The following is a 16,355-nucleotide window of genomic DNA, read 5'->3' on the forward strand; positions in this document are numbered from 1 at the left end:
TTGCATCCGGCGCGTCGAGTATCGGCCCTCCGGCCTACTCGATCCGGACTACGCCGCGGCAATTCGCAATCAGGAAGCCGCTCCCCCATCGTTCGTCAACGCTTTCAACGCCCGCTCCGGAGACACCGGTCCCTTGTAAAGCGGGCTACATGGCGTGCACGCCAGTTTTAGCGACAAATCGATGAGTTCGGTCGGTTTGTCGTGGGCGCGGTAGGCTTCGGCGAGACGCGCGAACTCCGTCATGATGCCGACAACGCTGCGATTTTGTGTCTTCGTGTATTTGACGACCTGCATTTCGCTCACTTCCGAGTCGATAAACGAACGCGGCACTCCGTGCGGGGCCAAAATTTGCGCCAGAGCCGCAGGGAACCTGGCCGTCAGGGTGGCCGCCGGAGCCAAAGGCATCAGCACCGGCAATAGCGTTTGCTCATTCACCAGCATCGCGACCTGAGGCCGCCATGGCAAAACAGTTGCGTACCAATTGCCGAGCTTCGTCGTGCTGGTTCCAGCCTCGACCATGTCGGGTTTCAGGCGTTTGAGCAGCTTGTGAGTGCAGTAGAGATAGAGCATAGAAAGGTGAGCAATCTCGTACCAGGAGAAGATGTACGCCGAGCTAACGGCGCGCGATCGTGGCGGGCAGGCAATTTTCCCGGAGCCGCTTTCCGCCGGAATAAAACGACGTCCGCCGCTGGAGTCGTCAGTCCATTCATCCAGATTTCCATGACCACGCGACGCGCCATTCACGCGCGGGAGATGCTGCGCCAGGCGCCGCCCGCCGCGCTGCTTGCCAACACGGCCTCGATGAAGCGCAGCCCCTCCACGCCGTCGTCGACCGTCGTCAATAGCCGGCTTGCGCTCGGCGCCGGCTCGCCGGCCTCGCGCGCCATGATCTGCGCGGCGGCGTCGCGATAGAGCTGCGCGAACGCCTCCAGATACCCTTCCGGATGCCCCGGCGGCACGCGCGTCGCGTGCCGTGCGGCGGCCCCGGTCACCCGGCCGCGCGTGAGCCGCTGCGCCTCGCCGCCCTGCGGCGTGAACCACAGCAGGTTGGGCTCCTCCTGATCGAACGCGAGGCTTGCCTTCGTGCCATATACGCGCAGCCGCAACGCGTTCTCCGCGCCGCTCGCCACCTGGCTCGCCCACAGCATGCCGCGCGCGCCGTTGGCGTAGCGCAGCATGGCCTGCACGTGATCGTCCACGCGGCGGCCCGGCACGAAGGTGTGCACTTCGGCCGCAAGCGCTTCCGGCACGAGCGCACTCACGAAGGCCGCCAGCTGATAGGCATGCGTGCCGATGTCACCCAGACACCCCGCCGGCCCCGCGAGCGCGGGATCCGTGCGCCACGCCGCCTGACGGTTCGCACCACCGCGCTCGGCCGGATTGGCGAGCCAGTCCTGCGCGTACTCGACCTGCACGATGCGCACCTCGCCAATCTCGCCCGCCTCGACCATCTCGCGCGCATGCCGCACGAGCGGATAGCCCGAATAGGTATGCGTGAGCGCGAACACGAGATTCGCGTCGCGCGCGTGTTGCGCGAGCGCTTCGGCCTCGGCGAGCGAGACCGCGAGCGGCTTGTCGCATATCACGTGTATGTCCGCCTCCATGAATGCATGCGCCACCGGCGCGTGCAAATGGTTAGGCGTGACGATGGCCACCGCGTCGATGCCATCCTCGCGCGCGCCCTCCACGCCCGCCATCTCGCGCCAGTCGGCGTAGCTGCGCGCGAGGCCGAGCGCCTCGGCGCTCGACTGTGCGCGCGCCGCATCGGACGAGAGTGCGCCCGCGACGAGTTCGAAAGTGTCGTCGAGACGCGCGGCGATGCGATGCACGGCGCCGATGAACGCCCCCTCGCCGCCGCCGACCATCCCGAGCCTGAGTCTTCGATTCATTGCCTGTCTCCTGCGAGAATCGCGTTCAGAGGCCCAGCACGCCCTTCACCTGCGCGGCATCGACGCCGCTGCCCGCGAAGTCGTCGAACGCACGTTCGGCCACGCGGATGAGGTGCCGCTTGATGAAGTCCGCGCCTTCGCGTGCGCCATCGTGCGGATGCTTGAGCGCGCACTCCCATTCCAGCACCGCCCAGCCCGGATAGTCGTACTGCGTGAGCTTCGAGAAGATCGCCCCGAAGTCGATCTGCCCGTCGCCGAGCGAGCGAAAGCGCCCAGCGCGTTCCACCCAGCCGCTATAGCCGCCGTACACACCTTGTTTGCCCGTTGGGCGGAATTCGGCGTCCTTCACGTGAAAGGCCTTGATACGCGCGTGATAGAGGTCGATGAACGCGAGGTAATCGAGCTGCTGCAGCACGAAGTGGCTCGGGTCGTAGAGGATGTTCGCGCGCGGATGATCGCCCACTGCCGCAAGAAAGCGCTCGAACGTCACGCCATCGTGCAGATCCTCGCCCGGATGCAGTTCGTAGCAGACGTCCACGCCCGCTGCTTCGAACGCGTCGAGAATCGGCCGCCAGCGGCGCGCGAGCTCGTCGAAGGCGGCTTCGACGAGCCCCGCCGGCCGCTGCGGCCACGGGTAGAAGTACGGCCACGCGAGCGCGCCCGAAAACGTCACGTGCGCGGCAAGCCCCAGATTCTTCGACGCGCGCGCGGCCAGCATCAACTGCTCGATGGCCCACGCCGTGCGCGCTTCGCGATCGCCGCGCACCTGCGGCGGCGCGAAGCCGTCGAACAGCGTGTCGTAGGCGGGATGCACGGCCACGAGCTGTCCTTGCAGATGCGTAGACAGCTCGGTGATCGTCACGCCCGCGTCGTCGGCCTGCTGGCGCAGGTCGTCGCAGTACGCCACGCTCGAGGCGGCCTGCGCGAGATCGACGAGGCGCGCATCGGTGGGTACCTGGATGCCCTTGTAGCCGAGCTGGGCTGCCCAGCCGGCCATGTGCGCGAAGCTGTCGAACGGCGCGTCGTCGCCGAGAAACTGCGCGAGGAAAATCGCCGGGCCTTTGATCGTCTTCATCGCAAGCCCCGTCCTCAGAACGGCGAATCAGGGAAGTAGAACTGCTTCGCGTTCTCCTTGGTGATCAGCACCGAGGGAATGATCGTCGTGGGCGGCAGCGACTTGCCCTGCAAACGCGCTTCGGCCGTGAGCTTGATCGCGTCGTAGATGAACTTCGGCGAATACGACACATCGGCCTTGATGAGCGGATCGCCGTCCATCACGCGCTTGACCATCTCCTTCGATCCCGCGCCGCCGAACACGATCTTGATGTCGTTGCGCTTGGCCTGGTCGATCGCCTTGAGCACGCCCACGGCCATGTCGTCGTCGGCGGCCCAGACGGCGTCGATGTGCTTGAAGCGCGTGAGGTAGTCCTGCATCGTCTTGAACGCGTCGTCCCGGTTCCAGTTCGCGTATTTCGCGTCAAGAATCTTGATGCCTGGATAGTTCTTCAGCACGTTCGTGAACGCCGTCCAGCGCTCGTTGTCGAGCGTGGTGGGAATGCCGCGCAGCGCGACGATGTCGCCCTTGCCGCCCAGCTGCTTCGCGAGATATTCGGCGGGAATCTTGCCGAACGCCGTGTTGTCGCCGGCCACATAGGCATTCTGCGCGCTCGTGTCGGTCAAGCCGCGATCGACCACCGTCACGTACACGCCCTGCTTCTTCACCTGCGCAACCGGCTGCGTGAGCGAAGCCGATTCGTACGGGAAGATCACGAGCGCGTTGATCTTGTTGACGGTCACGAGGTCCTGCAGCTGGTTCGCCTGATCGGGCGCGTTCGCCGCCGTCTTGACGATGACCTTGAGGTCCGGATGGGCCTTTTCGAGGTCCTTCTTCGCCTCGTTCGCCCACCAGACGATGCCGCCCGTGAAGCCATGGTCGGCCGTGGGAATCGCCACGCCCAGCGTGACCTTGTCGTCGGCGCGCGCCGCGCCCGCACCGAACGTCGCCGCTACGCCGAGCGCCAGCGCGCCCGCACACATCGTTCGAATCATCTTCTTCATGATGCCGTCTCCTATCGTGCGCTCCCGCGCCCGTTCTTGCGTTGAGTTTTCGCTGCCTCCTTCGACTTCCCCACCGCCCTGCCAGATCTGCTTCGACATCCTTACCGTCTGCCGCGCTGCAGGAACGCTACGGCAATGATCGCCACGCCCTGCACCGCCGCATTCAGATACACGCTGATGATGCTCGTGAGATTGAGAATATTGGCGATGACCGAGAGCAACACCGCGCCGACCACGGTGCCCGCCACGCGCCCTTCGCCGCCCTTGAGCGCCGTGCCGCCCACCACCACCGCGGCGATCGCCTCCAGTTCCCACAACAAGCCCGTAGTCGGCGTGGCGGAGCCCAGACGCGGTACATAGAGCACCGTCGCCACACCCACGCACACGCCCAGCAGCACGTAGGTTGCGCACTTCACGCGATCGACGCGGATCGCCGCATAGCGCGCGACCTGCTCGTTCGAGCCGATCGCCTGCACGTGCCGCCCGAACGCCGTGCGGTTGAGAATGAGCGCACCGCCCGCCGCCGTGAGCGCGAACACCCACACGGGCACCGGAATGCCAAAGAGGCTCGCGTAATAGACCGGCCCGTAGAGATCGACGAGATTGTTCTGCAGCGTGAGCGCGCCGCCATCGGCAAGCCATGTCAGCACCGAGCGGAAGATGCCCAGCGTGCCGAGCGTGACGATGAAAGGCTCGATGCGTCCGCGCGTGATCAGCAAGCCATGCGCGAGCCCAAACGCCGCGCCGAGCACGAGCGCGATCGCAATACCGATCGCGACGATGGCCAGGGGTGCAAACGCGTGTTCGCTCGCCGCCAGCGTGTTCATCACCCAGATCATCACGCCCGCGATCAGCGCGGCCATCGAGCCGACCGACAGGTCGATGCCGCCCGAAATGATCACGAACGTCATGCCCACGGAAATGATGCCGATGAACGAGGTGCGCGTGAGCACGTTGAGCAGGTTGCCGGCGGTGGCGAAATCGCGGTTGAGCAGCGTGCCGAGCACACAAAGCAGGATCAGGCCGATGAGCGGCCCGACGCCCGCGAGCCGGTGCACGAATCGCGCCGCGGCCGAGCGCGCGCCACGGCCTTCGGACGTAGCGTCAGTGGGTGCCGGTTGCATGAGCGATCAGCTCCTCTTCGTTCAGATGTTCGTGCCCGAGCGTGGCGACGAGCCGGCCCGCGCGCATCACGGCCACGCGATGCGCGAGCCCGATCAGCTCGACCAGTTCGGACGAGATCACCACGACCGCGCGCCCCGAGGCCGCAAGCCGCTGGATCAGGAAATAGATGTCGCGCTTCGCGCCCACGTCCACGCCGCGCGTGGGCTCGTCGAGCACGATCACGCGCGGGTCGGGCTGCAGGAACTTGGCGAGCGCGAGCTTCTGCTGGTTGCCGCCCGAGAGCATGCGCGCGCGGCTGTCGAGGTCGCCCGTGCGGATGCCGAAGTCGCGCACCGCTTTCTCCAGCGCGCGGCGGGCCGCCTTCAGATCGAGCAGCGGATGGCCGTAGCGCTCGAGTGTCATGAGCGTGAGGTTGTCCTGCAGCGTGAGGTTCATGTGCAGGCCGCGGCCCTTGCGGTCTTCGCTCAGGTACGTGAGGCCGTGGCGCATCGCGTCGCGCGGGTGGCGCAGCGTGACCGGGCGGCCGTCGATCTCTATCTCGCCCGCGTGCTTGTGGCGCAAGCCCACGATCGCCTCGAACGCCTCGCTACGTCCCGCGCCCACGAGTCCCGCGAAGCCGAGAATCTCGCCCGCGCGCACCTCGAAGCCCACATCTTCGACCCAGCCCGGCACGCTCAGATGCGTCACGCGCAGCGCCACGGGGGCAAGCTCGGGCGCCGCGCCTTTCTCCGGAAACATGTCGGAGACGTCACGGCCCACCATGAGGTTCGCCATCTGCTGGCGCGCGAGCGCTGCGGTCGCGCTCGCGGCCACGAAGCGGCCGTCGCGCATCACGACCACGTCGTCGGTGATGCTCTCCACCTCGTCGAGCTTGTGTGAGATGTAGACGAGCGTCGTGCCAGATGCGCGCAGCTTCGTCATGAGCGCGAAAAGGCGCGCGGTTTCGGCGAGCGTGAGCGTGGCCGTGGGCTCGTCCATGATCAGGAGGCGCGCGTGCCGCGAGAGCGCCTTGGCGATCTCCACGAGCTGTTTTTCGGCGACGATCAGATCGCGCACCTTCACGTCCGGGTCGCGCGCAAGCCCCACCTGCGCGAGCAGTTCGCGCGCTTCGCGGCGCATGGCAGCGTCGTCGACGAGCCAGCCTTTGCGCTTTTCGTGCCCGAGGAAGATGTTCTGCGCGATCGTCAGGTGCTCGGCCAGGTTGAACTCCTGGTGGATCAGCACGATGCCGGCGGCTTCGGCCTCGCGCGAGCCGTCGAAGCGGCGCGCCACGCCATCCACCAGCATCTCGCCCGCGCTCGCCGCTTCGTAGCCCGCGAGGATCTTCATGAGCGTCGATTTGCCCGCGCCGTTCTCGCCCAGGAGCCCGTGAATGCGCCCCGGTGCGAGCTCGAAGCTCACGCCGTGCAGCACGCGCACGGGACCGAAGTCCTTGCGGATGTCGTTGAACTTCACGGCGACGCTCATGCGCGTGCGCTCCTCCAGTGGCTTTGTCGGCTGTGTTGAGGTTGGCGGCTCGCGCCGTTCGCCTGTCGACCAGAGTTAGCGCTTCAGCGCTTACTCGGGTCCCATGCAAGGCTCGCTCCGCTGGTCTCCCCTGCTATGTGTTCGTTTGCGTTATTTCGACTTCACCCGCTCTCGCGCACCACCAGCCGATGCGGCAGCAGCACGCCCGGCACGCTCGCGCGCGGGTCCGCGAAACGCCGCAGCAACAGACGCGCGGCCGTCTCGCCCAGTTCCCGCATGGGCTGCGCGATCGTCGTGAGCGGCGGGTCGATCTGCGCGGCGAGCGCGATATCGTCGAAGCCGATCACGGCGACGTCGTGCGGCACGCGCCGTCCCGCGCCGCGCAGGCCGTTGACCACGCCCACCGCGAGCGTGTCCGACACCGCGAAAATGGCGTCCGGGGCTTCGCCGGCCGGCAACTGCATGAGCGCGGCGGCGGCCTGTGCGCCCGCGTCGTAGTCGAGACAGTTCACGTTCACGCGCCACGCGTCGCGCATCGCGATGCCTGCTTCGCCGAGCGCATCGCGCCAGCCGTCGCGGCGCTGCTGCGCGTAGAGATAGTGCTCGTCTGAGTTGATGAGCGCGACACGTCGCCGCCCCCGCGCGATCAGATGCCGCACGGCGTCGTGCGCGGCCCGGTAGTTGTCGATGCCGACATACGGCACGCCCACGTCCGGATCGAACTCGCAGCAGGCCACCCACGGCAGCGCCGTCGATTCGGCGGCCAGCGCATGTTGCACGGTCGCCGGGTCGAGGCAGATCGCCCCGTCCGCGCGATGGCGGCGCAGGAGGTCGAAGTAGCTGCGCTCGCGGCCGGCGTCCGCGCCCGTGTCGCACAGCAGCAGGAAAAACCCGTGCTGGCGCGCGACGCTGTCGATGCCGCGCACGATCTCCGCGTAAAACGGGTTGCCGAAGTCGGGCACCATCGTCAGAAGCAGGCGGCTTTCGGCCGTGCGCAGGTTGCGCGCGAGTTCGTTGACGCGATAGCCGCTCGTTTCGATCTCGGCGAGCACGCGCTCGCGCGTGGCGGCGCGCACGTTCGCATGACCGTTGAGCACGCGCGAAACCGTCGCGACCGAGACCCCCGCGCGCTGCGCCACCGCCGCGATCGAGCCGCCGCGCGCGGCGGTGTCGGCGCGGGCATCTTCGGACGGCTGCGGCCGCAGTTGCGACGTTCTGGACGAGCGAGCGGACATGGGCGAAGGCGATCGTGACGGGTTCGGAAACCTGCGGCGGCCGCGGCGTGAGCGGTCTGGGCGCGCCAAAATGTAATCGATTACATTTTTGGTACGAGAACCGCAAAACCGCAAGGCTCACGAAGCCAGGACAAACACCGATCCGTCAATCCCGCCGGAACCCCTTCGGGCTGCCGGCGGCGCGGCCGGGCCAGCAGCCGGTTTGCTACAATTCTCCGATTGCCCGACACCCTTTTTGCCGGGCTTGGACCGAACCGATCCCGACCACAACGCCGAGTCACCATGAACATCGAACAAGCGCGTTTCAACATGATCGAACAGCAGATTCGCCCCTGGGAAGTGCTCGACCAGGACGTGCTGAACCTGCTCTCGATCGTCAAGCGTGAGCATTTCGTCCCCGAGGCCTATACCGCCCTCGCGTTCGCCGACCTCGAAGTGCCGCTGCCGAACGGCCAGCACATGATGGCGCCGCGCGTCGAAGCGCGCGTGCTGCAGGAACTCGCGGTGAAGAAACATGAGAGCGTGCTCGAAATCGGCGCGGGCTCCGGCTACATGGCGGCGCTGCTCGCGCACCGGGCGCAGAAGGTGCTGAGCGTGGAGATCGACACCGAACTCGCCGAATTCGCGCGCGCGAACTTCGTCAAGAACGGCGTGCTCAACGCCGAAGTCGTGGTCGGCGACGGCGCACGCGGCTGGGCCGCGAACGCGCCGTACGACGTGATCTGCGTCTCGGGCGGCCTGCCGGTCGTGCCGCAGGAACTGCTCGAGCAGCTCAAGGTGGGCGGGCGACTGGCCGCTTTCGTGGGCGGGGCACCCGTCATGGAAGCGCAGATCATCACGCGCATCGACGAAAAGCAGTTCCGTATTGCCGGCGTGTTCGAAACCTATGTCGAGCCGCTACAGAACGCCGTGCATCCGCCGCGCTTCAAGTTCTAAGGCGCTGCCAACCTGCCGCATCGCCGGGTTCCGTGCACGGCAGCCCGGCTTACTTACCCGATTGAGTGTTCCATGCAGAATCTGACCGCCCCCGCCCTCGCCGAATGGCTTGCCGACACCTCGCGCGAGACTCCCGTACTGCTCGACGTGCGCGAGCCGTGGGAAATCGAAACGGCAAAGATCGCCGGCAGCCTGTCGATCCCCATGCGCGAGATCCCTGCGCGAAGCGAGGAGCTGGACGACGAGGCGCAGATCGTCTGCATTTGCCACCACGGCGCGCGCAGCGCCCAGGTGGCGATGTTCCTCGAGTCGCGCGGCTACACGAAGGTGTTCAACCTGCAAGGCGGCATCGACGCCTGGTCGCGTCAGGTCGACCCCAAGGTGCCGACGTACTAAGCAGGCGCACGCCAGCGTAAGGAAGGGGCGCGGCTCAGGCCGCGCCCTTTGTCATTTCTGGACCATTCACCTCGGTCCACTGCGTGCAGCCACCGGCACGCCCCTCATGCACAACGATGCAGCGTGCCCCGACGCGCCATCCGTCCCGCTTCATGCACACGCGCACTGAGACGATGCAGCGCGCCCGAACATGCATCTCGCTGCACCACAATCGCCCGCCCGTTGCGTCACCGCCGATGCGCCCCGCATCGCCGCGCGCCTTATGGGGCAAGCCTGGCGCTTGACCTTCACGCTGGCACAACGCTTGCAGAAGGGTATGCGCAAGACAGGCCACACACACCGGGCGGCGCGCAAGACGACAAAACGACCCCGCGCCACGGCCCACGACTCACTCACGGACAAGAGGCACAAAAATGAAACGTCGCAGTCTGTTGAAACTCGGGACGATGTCGGGCGCACTCGCGGCCGCGGGGCGCATGCCGTTCGCGCACGCGGACACCGGCAGCGGGCCGATCAAGGTCGGCATCCTGCACTCGCTCTCGGGCACGATGGCCATTTCGGAGACCTCACTGAAAGACACCGCGTTGATGACGATTGCCGACATCAACAAGAACGGCGGCGTGATGGGGCGTCAGATCCAGCCCGTGGTCGTCGATCCGGCCTCGAACTGGCCGCTCTTCGCCGAGAAAGCGCGCCAGCTCCTCACGCAGGACAAGGTGGCCTGCGTGTTCGGCTGCTGGACCTCGGTGTCGCGCAAGTCGGTGCTGCCCGTGTTCGAGGAGCTCAACGGCCTGCTCTACTACCCCGTGCAGTACGAAGGGGAAGAAATGTCGCGCAATGTGTTCTATACGGGCGCGGCGCCCAACCAGCAGGCCATCCCGGCGGTGGAATACCTGATGAGCGCCGAAGGCGGCGGCGCGAAGCGCTTTTTCCTGCTCGGCACCGATTATGTGTATCCGCGCACGACCAACAAGATCCTGCGCGCCTTCCTGCACTCGAAGGGCGTGAAAGACAGCGATATTCAGGAGGTCTACACGCCGTTCGGTCATAGCGACTATCAAACCATCGTCGCGAACATCAAGACGTTCTCGCAAGGCGGCAAGACTACTGTCGTGTCGACCATCAACGGCGACTCGAACGTGCCGTTCTACAAGGAACTCGGCAACCAGGGCATCAAGGCGACCGACGTACCCGTGGTCGCGTTCTCCGTGGGCGAGGAAGAGTTGCGCGGCATCGACACGAAGCCGCTCGTGGGACACCTCGCGGCGTGGAATTACTTCATGTCGGTGAAAGGCCCGAACAACACGAAGTTCAAGGAGCAGTTCGAAGCCTGGGTGCAGGCGAACAACCTGCCCGGCGGCAGCAAACGCGTGACCAACGACCCGATGGAAGCGACCTTCGTCGGCATCCACATGTGGAAGCAGGCCGTGGAAAAGGCGAAGAGCACCGACGTCGACAAGGTGCGCGTGGCCATGATCGGCCAGACCGTGGCAGCGCCCTCGGGCTTCACGCTGACGATGGACGGCAACCACCACCTGCACAAGCCGGTGATGATCGGCGAGATTCGCGGTGACGGCCAGTTCAACGTCGTCTGGAAGACGAAGACCGCCGTGCGCGCGCAGCCGTGGAGCCCGTTCATCGCCGGCAACGAAGGCAAGCCGGATGTGGTCACCTCGAACGCGCTGCCCGCCTTCCTGCGCCGCTCGCGCGTGGCCTGACGTTGTCTTCGCGAGCGCCGCGCCGCACCGTGGCGCGCGCTTGCGTGCTCTGTCTACGGGCCGCGGCGTAACTTCAGGCTGTTGCGCTGTGGCCCGCACCAAAAAAGAAAGCACCATGGCTCTCTCACTCCCGAGGTACGCGCAAGCGGGCCTGCGCCACGCGCTCGCCGCGGCTGCGCTCTTCACGGCGCTATGCACTTGCGCGCACGCGCTCGATGCGGCCGACGTCGCGCCGCTCGGCGGCGACGACTTCGACGCGAAATCCGCGGCCATCGACAAGCTCATCGCCACGCACGACGCCGCTTCGCTTGCGCTCCTGAAAGCGCTCGCCGACGACAACGTCACGGCAACCGATGCGGGCGAAGTGCTCGTGCAAGATGGCGACAATGCACGCGACGCAGCCACTGGGCAACCTGTCGCCGCGAACATCGCTTCGAGCGCGCAGCCCATCACGCTGAACAACCTCTTGCGCTCGAAGGTCGCGGGCGCGGTCTCGGGCCTGCAACTCGCCTCGCCCGATCTGGAAACGCGGCGCGCCGCCATCGCCGGCCTGCTGAAGAACCCCGACCCGGCCATGAAGCCGATGATCGACGCCGCGCGCGCGAAGGAAACCGACCCGGCACTCAAGCGCCGTCTCGACACGCTCTGGGCGATGACCGCGCTTCACGATCCGATTGCAGCCACGCGTCTCGAAGCGGCGAAGCTCGTCGCCGCGCGCCGCGACGTCGACATGTACGAACTGCTGCGCCCGCTCGTCGCGAAGAACGCGAGCGGTGCGTACAGCGAGCCCGATGCCGATGTGCGATCAGCAGCGCAACAGGGCATCGATGCGCTCGACGCCATCCAGCGCCGCAGCGAGATCGCCGGCACGCTGTTCGCGGGCCTCTCGCTCGGCAGCGTGCTGCTGCTCGCGGCGCTCGGCCTCGCCATCACCTATGGACTCATCGGCGTCATCAACATGGCGCACGGCGAGTTCCTGATGATCGGCGCGTACGCAACCTACGTCGTCCAAACGCTCGTGCAGCGCTATGCGCCGGGCGCGTTCGACTGGTATCCGCTCTTCGCGATTCCCGCTTCGTTCGTTGCTGCCGCGCTCGTAGGCGCGGTGATCGAGCGGCTCGTGATCCGTCACCTCTACGGCCGCCCGCTCGAGACGCTGCTTACGACGTTCGGCATCAGCCTCATCCTCATTCAGGCCACGCGCATGATCTTCGGCGCGCAGAACGTGCAGGTCGAAAACCCCTCGTGGATGAGCGGCGGCGTGAGCGTCATGCCGAACCTCATCCTGCCGTACAACCGCCTCGCGATCCTCGCGTTCTCGCTGATCGTGGTGGGCATTGCGTGGACCGTGCTCACGAAGACGCGTCTTGGCCTGTTCGTGCGCGCCGTCACGCAAAACCGCCGCATGGCGGCCTGCGTGGGCGTGCGCACCGCGCGCGTGGATGCGTGGGCTTTCGCGTTCGGCGCGGGCGTGGCGGGCCTTGGCGGCTGCGCGCTCTCGCAGATCGGCAACGTCGGTCCCGATCTCGGCCAGAGCTACATCATCGATTCGTTCATGGCGGTGGTATTGGGCGGCGTCGGGCAGATTGCGGGCACCGTGATCGGCGGCTTCGGTCTCGGGCTCGTCTCCAAGGCCATCGAGCCGTTCTGGGGCGCCGTGCTCGCGAAGATCGCCGTGCTCGTGCTGATCGTGCTCTTCATCCAGAAGCGTCCGCAGGGGCTGTTCGCCCTCAAGGGCCGCAGCGCGGAGGCATGACATGACGAGCGTCACTTCCTCTTCCGCGCGTCACACGCTGGGCGCCTCGCGAACTTCGGCAGACGGCGCCGAAACGTTCGCTCTCGGCTTGCCCGCGCGGCCGGCCCTGCTCTCGCCGCGCGCCTGGCTCGCGCTCATCGTGCTGATCCTCGTGATCGGCGTGGGCGTCCCGCTTTGCGCGCTGGTGCTGCCGCAAGCGAGCGCGCTGCATCTTTCCGCGTATGCGATGACGCTCGTCGGCAAGCTCATGTGCTATGCGATCGCTGCACTTGCGCTCGATCTCGTGTGGGGTTACTGCGGCATTCTAAGCCTCGGGCACGGCCTCTTCTTCGCGTTGGGCGGCTACGCCATCGGCATGTACCTCATGCGCGAAATCGGTCACGACGGCAAGTACGGCAGCGACCTGCCCGACTTCATGGTGTTTCTCGACTGGCATGCGCTGCCGTGGTACTGGCAAGGCACAGAGCATCTCTGGTATGCACTCCTGCTCGTCGTGCTCGTGCCGGCCGTGGTCGCCTGGGTGTCCGGCTTCTTCACGTTCCGCTCGCGCGTGAAAGGCGTGTACCTCTCGATCATCACGCAGGCCATGACGTTCGCCGCGATGCTGCTCTTCTACCGCAACGAAACCGGCTTCGGCGGCAACAACGGCTTCACGGACTTCAAGCGCATCGCGGGCATGCCGATCACGCATCCGGGCACGCGCACCGTGCTGTTCCTGCTGACGTTCGCCGTGCTCGTGCTCGCATTTCTCGGCGCGCGGGCCATCGTCACCTCGAAGCTCGGGCGTGTCGTGACCGCCGTGCGCGACGGCGAAACGCGCCTCATGTTTCTCGGCTACAGCCCGCTGGGCTACAAGCTCTTCGTGTGGACCGTCTCGGCCGTCCTGTGCGGCATTGCGGGCGCGCTCTACGTGCCGCAGGTCGGCATCATCAACCCGAGCGAGATGTCGCCTGGCAACTCGATCGAAATGGCGATCTGGGTAGCCGTGGGCGGACGCGGCACGCTCATCGGACCGATCATCGGCGCGTTCGCCGTGAACGGCGCGAAGAGCTTTTTCACCGCGCATTTCGCCGAGTACTGGCTGTTCTTCCTCGGCCTGATGTTCGTGCTCGTGCCGCTGTTGCTGCCCAACGGCATCATGGGACTCATCGAACTCATCCGGAACCGGATCACCACGCGGAGCGAACGCCCATGAACGGACATAGCGTGATCAGCGACCCGCTCAACCACAACCCCTTCGACGACGCCCTCAAGTACGACGAACTCGCCCTCTCCGGCGTGGCGGAACTGGGGCACGTGGTCGAACCCGGCGCGATCGACATCTCGCACGGCACGATCCTGTATCTCGAAGACGTGACCGTGAGCTTCGACGGCTTTCGCGCGCTCAACAAGCTTTCGCTCGTGATCGACGCGGGCGAGCTGCGCTGCGTGATCGGCCCGAACGGCGCGGGCAAGACCACGATGATGGACGTCATCACCGGCAAGACCGAGCCAGATTCCGGCAAGGTGTTCCTCGGGCAGACGCTGGACCTCACGCGCATGAACGAGCCGGCGATCGCGCGCGCGGGCATTGGCCGCAAGTTCCAGAAGCCCACGGTGTTCGAGCAGCATCCCGTGTGGGAGAACCTCGAACTCGCGATGAAGGCCGACAAGGGCTGGTTCGCCACGCTGCGCGCGCGCCTTGGCCGCGAGGCGCAGGCGAAGATCGAGGAAACGCTCGAAGTGATCCGGCTGGAGAGCGACGCCCGACGCCTCGCGGGCGAGCTCTCACACGGCCAGAAGCAGCGGCTCGAAATCGGCATGCTGCTCATGCAAAGGCCGCAGCTGTTGCTGCTCGACGAGCCCGCCGCCGGCATGACCGACGACGAAACCATGGAACTCGCGACGCTCCTCAACCGCCTGCGCGGGAGCTGCTCGATGATGGTGGTCGAGCACGACATGGAGTTCGTCGCGGCGCTCGCGGGGGAAACCGGGCGCGTCACGGTGATGGCCGAAGGCAGCGTGCTCGCGCACGGCACGCTCGACGACGTAAAGCGCGACGAAGCGGTCATCGAATCGTATCTGGGCCGCTAGGGCCGTTTTGAATAGATCAGCCATGCTAACCATCGAATCGCTGAATCAGTACTATGGCGGCAGCCACATCCTGCGCAACGTCTCGATGACGGTGCCCGAGGGTGAACTCACCGTGCTGCTCGGCCGCAACGGCGTGGGCAAGACGACACTGCTGCGCTGCCTGATGGGCGTCGTGCCGACGAAGAACGGTTCGATCGCGTGGCGCGGCGAAGCGCTCATGAAGCTGCCCACGCATGCGCGGGTGGCGCAGGGCCTCGCTTACGTGCCGCAAGGGCGCGATATCTTTCCGCGCCTGAGCGTCGAAGAGAATCTGCTGGTGGGCGCGGCGAGCAAGAAGCGCATGCCGTCGAGCGTGCCCGCGCATATCTACGAACTCTTTCCCGTGCTCAAGGACATGAAGGCGCGGCGCGGCGGCGACCTCTCGGGCGGCCAGCAGCAGCAGCTCGCCATCGGCCGCGCGCTGATGAGCGATCCGCAGTTGCTCATTCTCGACGAGCCTACCGAAGGCATCCAGCCTTCGATCATTCAGGACATCGGCCGCACGTTGCGGCGCCTCGTCGAAGAGATGCACATGACGGTGCTGCTGGTCGAGCAGTACTACGACTTCGCGAAGGCCATCGCGGACCGCTACTGGGTGATGAGCCGGGGCGAAATCGTGGCGGGGGGCGCCGGCGCGAGCATGGATGCGGATGGGGTGCGGGACTTGATCGCGGTTTAAACGTCGATTCGGCGTGGATGGCGCGTGCTATTCTCCACGCCATTCCCCGCTTTTCCCCTCGCCACGCATGTCGCTCCACGTCGATCACGCTGCACTCGCCAACACCACGTTTCGCAGCACTGCACACCAGGAATGGGCCGCGAAACTCGAGCTCGGCTTCGAGCGCCAGGGCGCGCGCACGGCGCTCACGCATCGCCTGCACGCGGGGCCGTTGCGCGTGCAACGGCCGCTCTACCCCGAAGGCGACGCGATCTGTCACGCGGTGATCGTGCATCCGCCAGCAGGCATCGCGGGCGGCGACCGGCTCGACATCGACGTGAACGTGGGCGAAGGGGCTCACGCCGTGCTCACGACGCCTGGCGCCACCAAGTGGTACAAGTCGAACGGCCGCGTGGCGCGCCAGCGCATCAACGTGCGCGTGAGCGCGGGCGCGAAGCTCGATTGGCTGCCGCAGAACAACCTCGTATTCGACCACGCGCACGCCGAACTCGAATTCGCGCTCACGCTCGGCGCGGGGGCCACGGCCATCGGCTGGGACGCCACGCAACTGGGCCGCCAGGCCGCGGGCGAGCGCTGGTCGGCGGGCATGGTGCGAGCGCTCACGCGCGTAACGCGCACTGCACCGGAAGGCAAAGGCGACGATCAGCTGCTCTGGCTCGAACGCGCACTGATCGACGCCAACGACCCGCTGCGCGACGCGCCGCAAGGCCTCGCTGGCTACCCCGCTTTTGGCGTGCTGTGGGCGATCGGCCCCGCGTGCAACGAGGCGCTCGCGCAAGACCTCGCCGCCATCCTCCCTTTCGACGAGACGCTGCGCTCGGGCGCGACCTGCATCGCGCCGGGCGTAGTGCTCGTGCGCGTGCTCGGGCGTTCGATGGAACCGCTGCAGAACACGCTCACGCAGTGCTGGACGGCGCTGCGGCCGTTCGTGCATGGTGTGAAGGCCGCGCCGCTGCGCTTGTGGACGACCTGAGCGCACGTCAT

At 66.5% G+C, this 16,355-nt stretch carries 15 protein-coding genes; 8 read left to right on the forward strand and 7 right to left on the reverse strand.

Features of this window, described 5'->3' with window-relative positions; translation table 11 throughout:
- Window positions 1–69 precede the first annotated feature (69 nt).
- The 7 genes from AB4Y36_RS20710 to AB4Y36_RS20740 form a co-directional block, all read right to left on the reverse strand.
- Window positions 70–744, reverse strand: coding sequence for a hypothetical protein (locus tag AB4Y36_RS20710; RefSeq protein ID WP_368683954.1), 675 nt, complete (start codon window positions 742–744; stop codon window positions 70–72).
- Window positions 741–1,889: a Gfo/Idh/MocA family protein gene (locus AB4Y36_RS20715; RefSeq protein ID WP_368683955.1), complete on the reverse strand. Its 1,149-nt coding sequence runs from the start codon at window positions 1,887–1,889 to the stop codon at window positions 741–743. The genes AB4Y36_RS20710 and AB4Y36_RS20715 overlap by 4 nt, the downstream gene beginning before the upstream one ends.
- 25 nt (window positions 1,890–1,914) lie before the next feature.
- A complete protein-coding gene (locus AB4Y36_RS20720) occupies window positions 1,915–2,964 on the reverse strand; it encodes a sugar phosphate isomerase/epimerase family protein (RefSeq protein WP_342947854.1) in 1,050 nt (349 codons plus the stop codon).
- Between the two features lie 14 nt (window positions 2,965–2,978).
- Entirely contained in the window at window positions 2,979–3,947 is a 969-nt protein-coding gene (locus AB4Y36_RS20725; RefSeq protein WP_069265518.1) for a substrate-binding domain-containing protein, read from the reverse strand.
- 101 nt (window positions 3,948–4,048) lie between these two features.
- Window positions 4,049–5,071: an ABC transporter permease gene (locus AB4Y36_RS20730; protein WP_069265478.1), complete on the reverse strand. Its 1,023-nt coding sequence runs from the start codon at window positions 5,069–5,071 to the stop codon at window positions 4,049–4,051.
- Window positions 5,052–6,539, reverse strand: coding sequence for a sugar ABC transporter ATP-binding protein (locus AB4Y36_RS20735; RefSeq protein WP_368683956.1), 1,488 nt, complete (start codon window positions 6,537–6,539; stop codon window positions 5,052–5,054). Before AB4Y36_RS20735 ends, AB4Y36_RS20730 begins: the two co-directional genes overlap by 20 nt.
- A 161-nt stretch (window positions 6,540–6,700) precedes the next feature.
- Complete coding sequence (locus AB4Y36_RS20740; protein ID WP_368683957.1) at window positions 6,701–7,774, reverse strand: LacI family DNA-binding transcriptional regulator; 1,074 nt, start codon at window positions 7,772–7,774, stop codon at window positions 6,701–6,703.
- Between the two features lie 282 nt (window positions 7,775–8,056).
- On the opposite strand from AB4Y36_RS20740, the gene AB4Y36_RS20745 reads away from it, so the two are divergent.
- From AB4Y36_RS20745 to AB4Y36_RS20780, 8 genes are all read left to right on the forward strand, one after another.
- A complete protein-coding gene (locus AB4Y36_RS20745; RefSeq protein ID WP_254319411.1) occupies window positions 8,057–8,710 on the forward strand; it encodes a protein-L-isoaspartate O-methyltransferase in 654 nt (217 codons plus the stop codon).
- Between the two features lie 72 nt (window positions 8,711–8,782).
- The gene (locus AB4Y36_RS20750; protein WP_028208467.1) at window positions 8,783–9,106 is read left to right on the forward strand and encodes a rhodanese-like domain-containing protein; all 324 of its coding nucleotides are present in this window, start codon (window positions 8,783–8,785) and stop codon (window positions 9,104–9,106) included.
- Between the two features lie 413 nt (window positions 9,107–9,519).
- Entirely contained in the window at window positions 9,520–10,824 is a 1,305-nt protein-coding gene (gene urtA, locus AB4Y36_RS20755; RefSeq protein WP_069265483.1) for an urea ABC transporter substrate-binding protein, read from the forward strand.
- 115 nt (window positions 10,825–10,939) lie between these two features.
- Window positions 10,940–12,580 (forward strand): urea ABC transporter permease subunit UrtB, encoded by a 1,641-nt coding sequence (urtB, locus tag AB4Y36_RS20760; RefSeq protein WP_368683958.1) that lies wholly within the window; start codon window positions 10,940–10,942, stop codon window positions 12,578–12,580.
- A gap of 1 nt (window position 12,581) precedes the next feature.
- The gene (urtC, locus tag AB4Y36_RS20765; protein ID WP_368683959.1) at window positions 12,582–13,775 is read left to right on the forward strand and encodes an urea ABC transporter permease subunit UrtC; all 1,194 of its coding nucleotides are present in this window, start codon (window positions 12,582–12,584) and stop codon (window positions 13,773–13,775) included.
- Window positions 13,772–14,653, forward strand: a complete 882-nt coding sequence (gene urtD / locus AB4Y36_RS20770; protein ID WP_368683960.1) for an urea ABC transporter ATP-binding protein UrtD — start codon at window positions 13,772–13,774, stop codon at window positions 14,651–14,653. The genes urtC and urtD overlap by 4 nt, the downstream gene beginning before the upstream one ends.
- A gap of 22 nt (window positions 14,654–14,675) precedes the next feature.
- Window positions 14,676–15,371, forward strand: a complete 696-nt coding sequence (urtE, locus tag AB4Y36_RS20775; protein ID WP_368683961.1) for an urea ABC transporter ATP-binding subunit UrtE — start codon at window positions 14,676–14,678, stop codon at window positions 15,369–15,371.
- A gap of 67 nt (window positions 15,372–15,438) precedes the next feature.
- The gene (locus AB4Y36_RS20780; RefSeq protein WP_368683962.1) at window positions 15,439–16,344 is read left to right on the forward strand and encodes an urease accessory protein UreD; all 906 of its coding nucleotides are present in this window, start codon (window positions 15,439–15,441) and stop codon (window positions 16,342–16,344) included.
- Window positions 16,345–16,355 lie beyond the last annotated feature (11 nt).

The sequence above is a fragment of the Paraburkholderia sp. BR10936 genome (assembly GCF_040965735.1).
Classification (GTDB): domain Bacteria; phylum Pseudomonadota; class Gammaproteobacteria; order Burkholderiales; family Burkholderiaceae; genus Paraburkholderia; species Paraburkholderia nodosa_A.

Coding starts and splice junctions, on each gene's coding strand:
- AB4Y36_RS20715 (WP_368683955.1), bottom strand. CDS start 1,889: ATGAATCGAAGACTCAGGCTCGGGATGGTCGGCGGCGGCGAGGGGGCG.
- AB4Y36_RS20720 (WP_342947854.1), bottom strand. CDS start 2,964: ATGAAGACGATCAAAGGCCCGGCGATTTTCCTCGCGCAGTTTCTCGGC.
- AB4Y36_RS20725 (WP_069265518.1), bottom strand. CDS start 3,947: ATGAAGAAGATGATTCGAACGATGTGTGCGGGCGCGCTGGCGCTCGGC.
- AB4Y36_RS20730 (WP_069265478.1), bottom strand. CDS start 5,071: ATGCAACCGGCACCCACTGACGCTACGTCCGAAGGCCGTGGCGCGCGC.
- AB4Y36_RS20735 (WP_368683956.1), bottom strand. CDS start 6,539: ATGAGCGTCGCCGTGAAGTTCAACGACATCCGCAAGGACTTCGGTCCC.
- AB4Y36_RS20740 (WP_368683957.1), bottom strand. CDS start 7,774: ATGTCCGCTCGCTCGTCCAGAACGTCGCAACTGCGGCCGCAGCCGTCC.
- AB4Y36_RS20745 (WP_254319411.1), top strand. CDS start 8,057: ATGAACATCGAACAAGCGCGTTTCAACATGATCGAACAGCAGATTCGC.
- AB4Y36_RS20750 (WP_028208467.1), top strand. CDS start 8,783: ATGCAGAATCTGACCGCCCCCGCCCTCGCCGAATGGCTTGCCGACACC.
- urtA (WP_069265483.1), top strand. CDS start 9,520: ATGAAACGTCGCAGTCTGTTGAAACTCGGGACGATGTCGGGCGCACTC.
- urtB (WP_368683958.1), top strand. CDS start 10,940: ATGGCTCTCTCACTCCCGAGGTACGCGCAAGCGGGCCTGCGCCACGCG.
- urtC (WP_368683959.1), top strand. CDS start 12,582: ATGACGAGCGTCACTTCCTCTTCCGCGCGTCACACGCTGGGCGCCTCG.
- urtD (WP_368683960.1), top strand. CDS start 13,772: ATGAACGGACATAGCGTGATCAGCGACCCGCTCAACCACAACCCCTTC.
- urtE (WP_368683961.1), top strand. CDS start 14,676: ATGCTAACCATCGAATCGCTGAATCAGTACTATGGCGGCAGCCACATC.
- AB4Y36_RS20780 (WP_368683962.1), top strand. CDS start 15,439: ATGTCGCTCCACGTCGATCACGCTGCACTCGCCAACACCACGTTTCGC.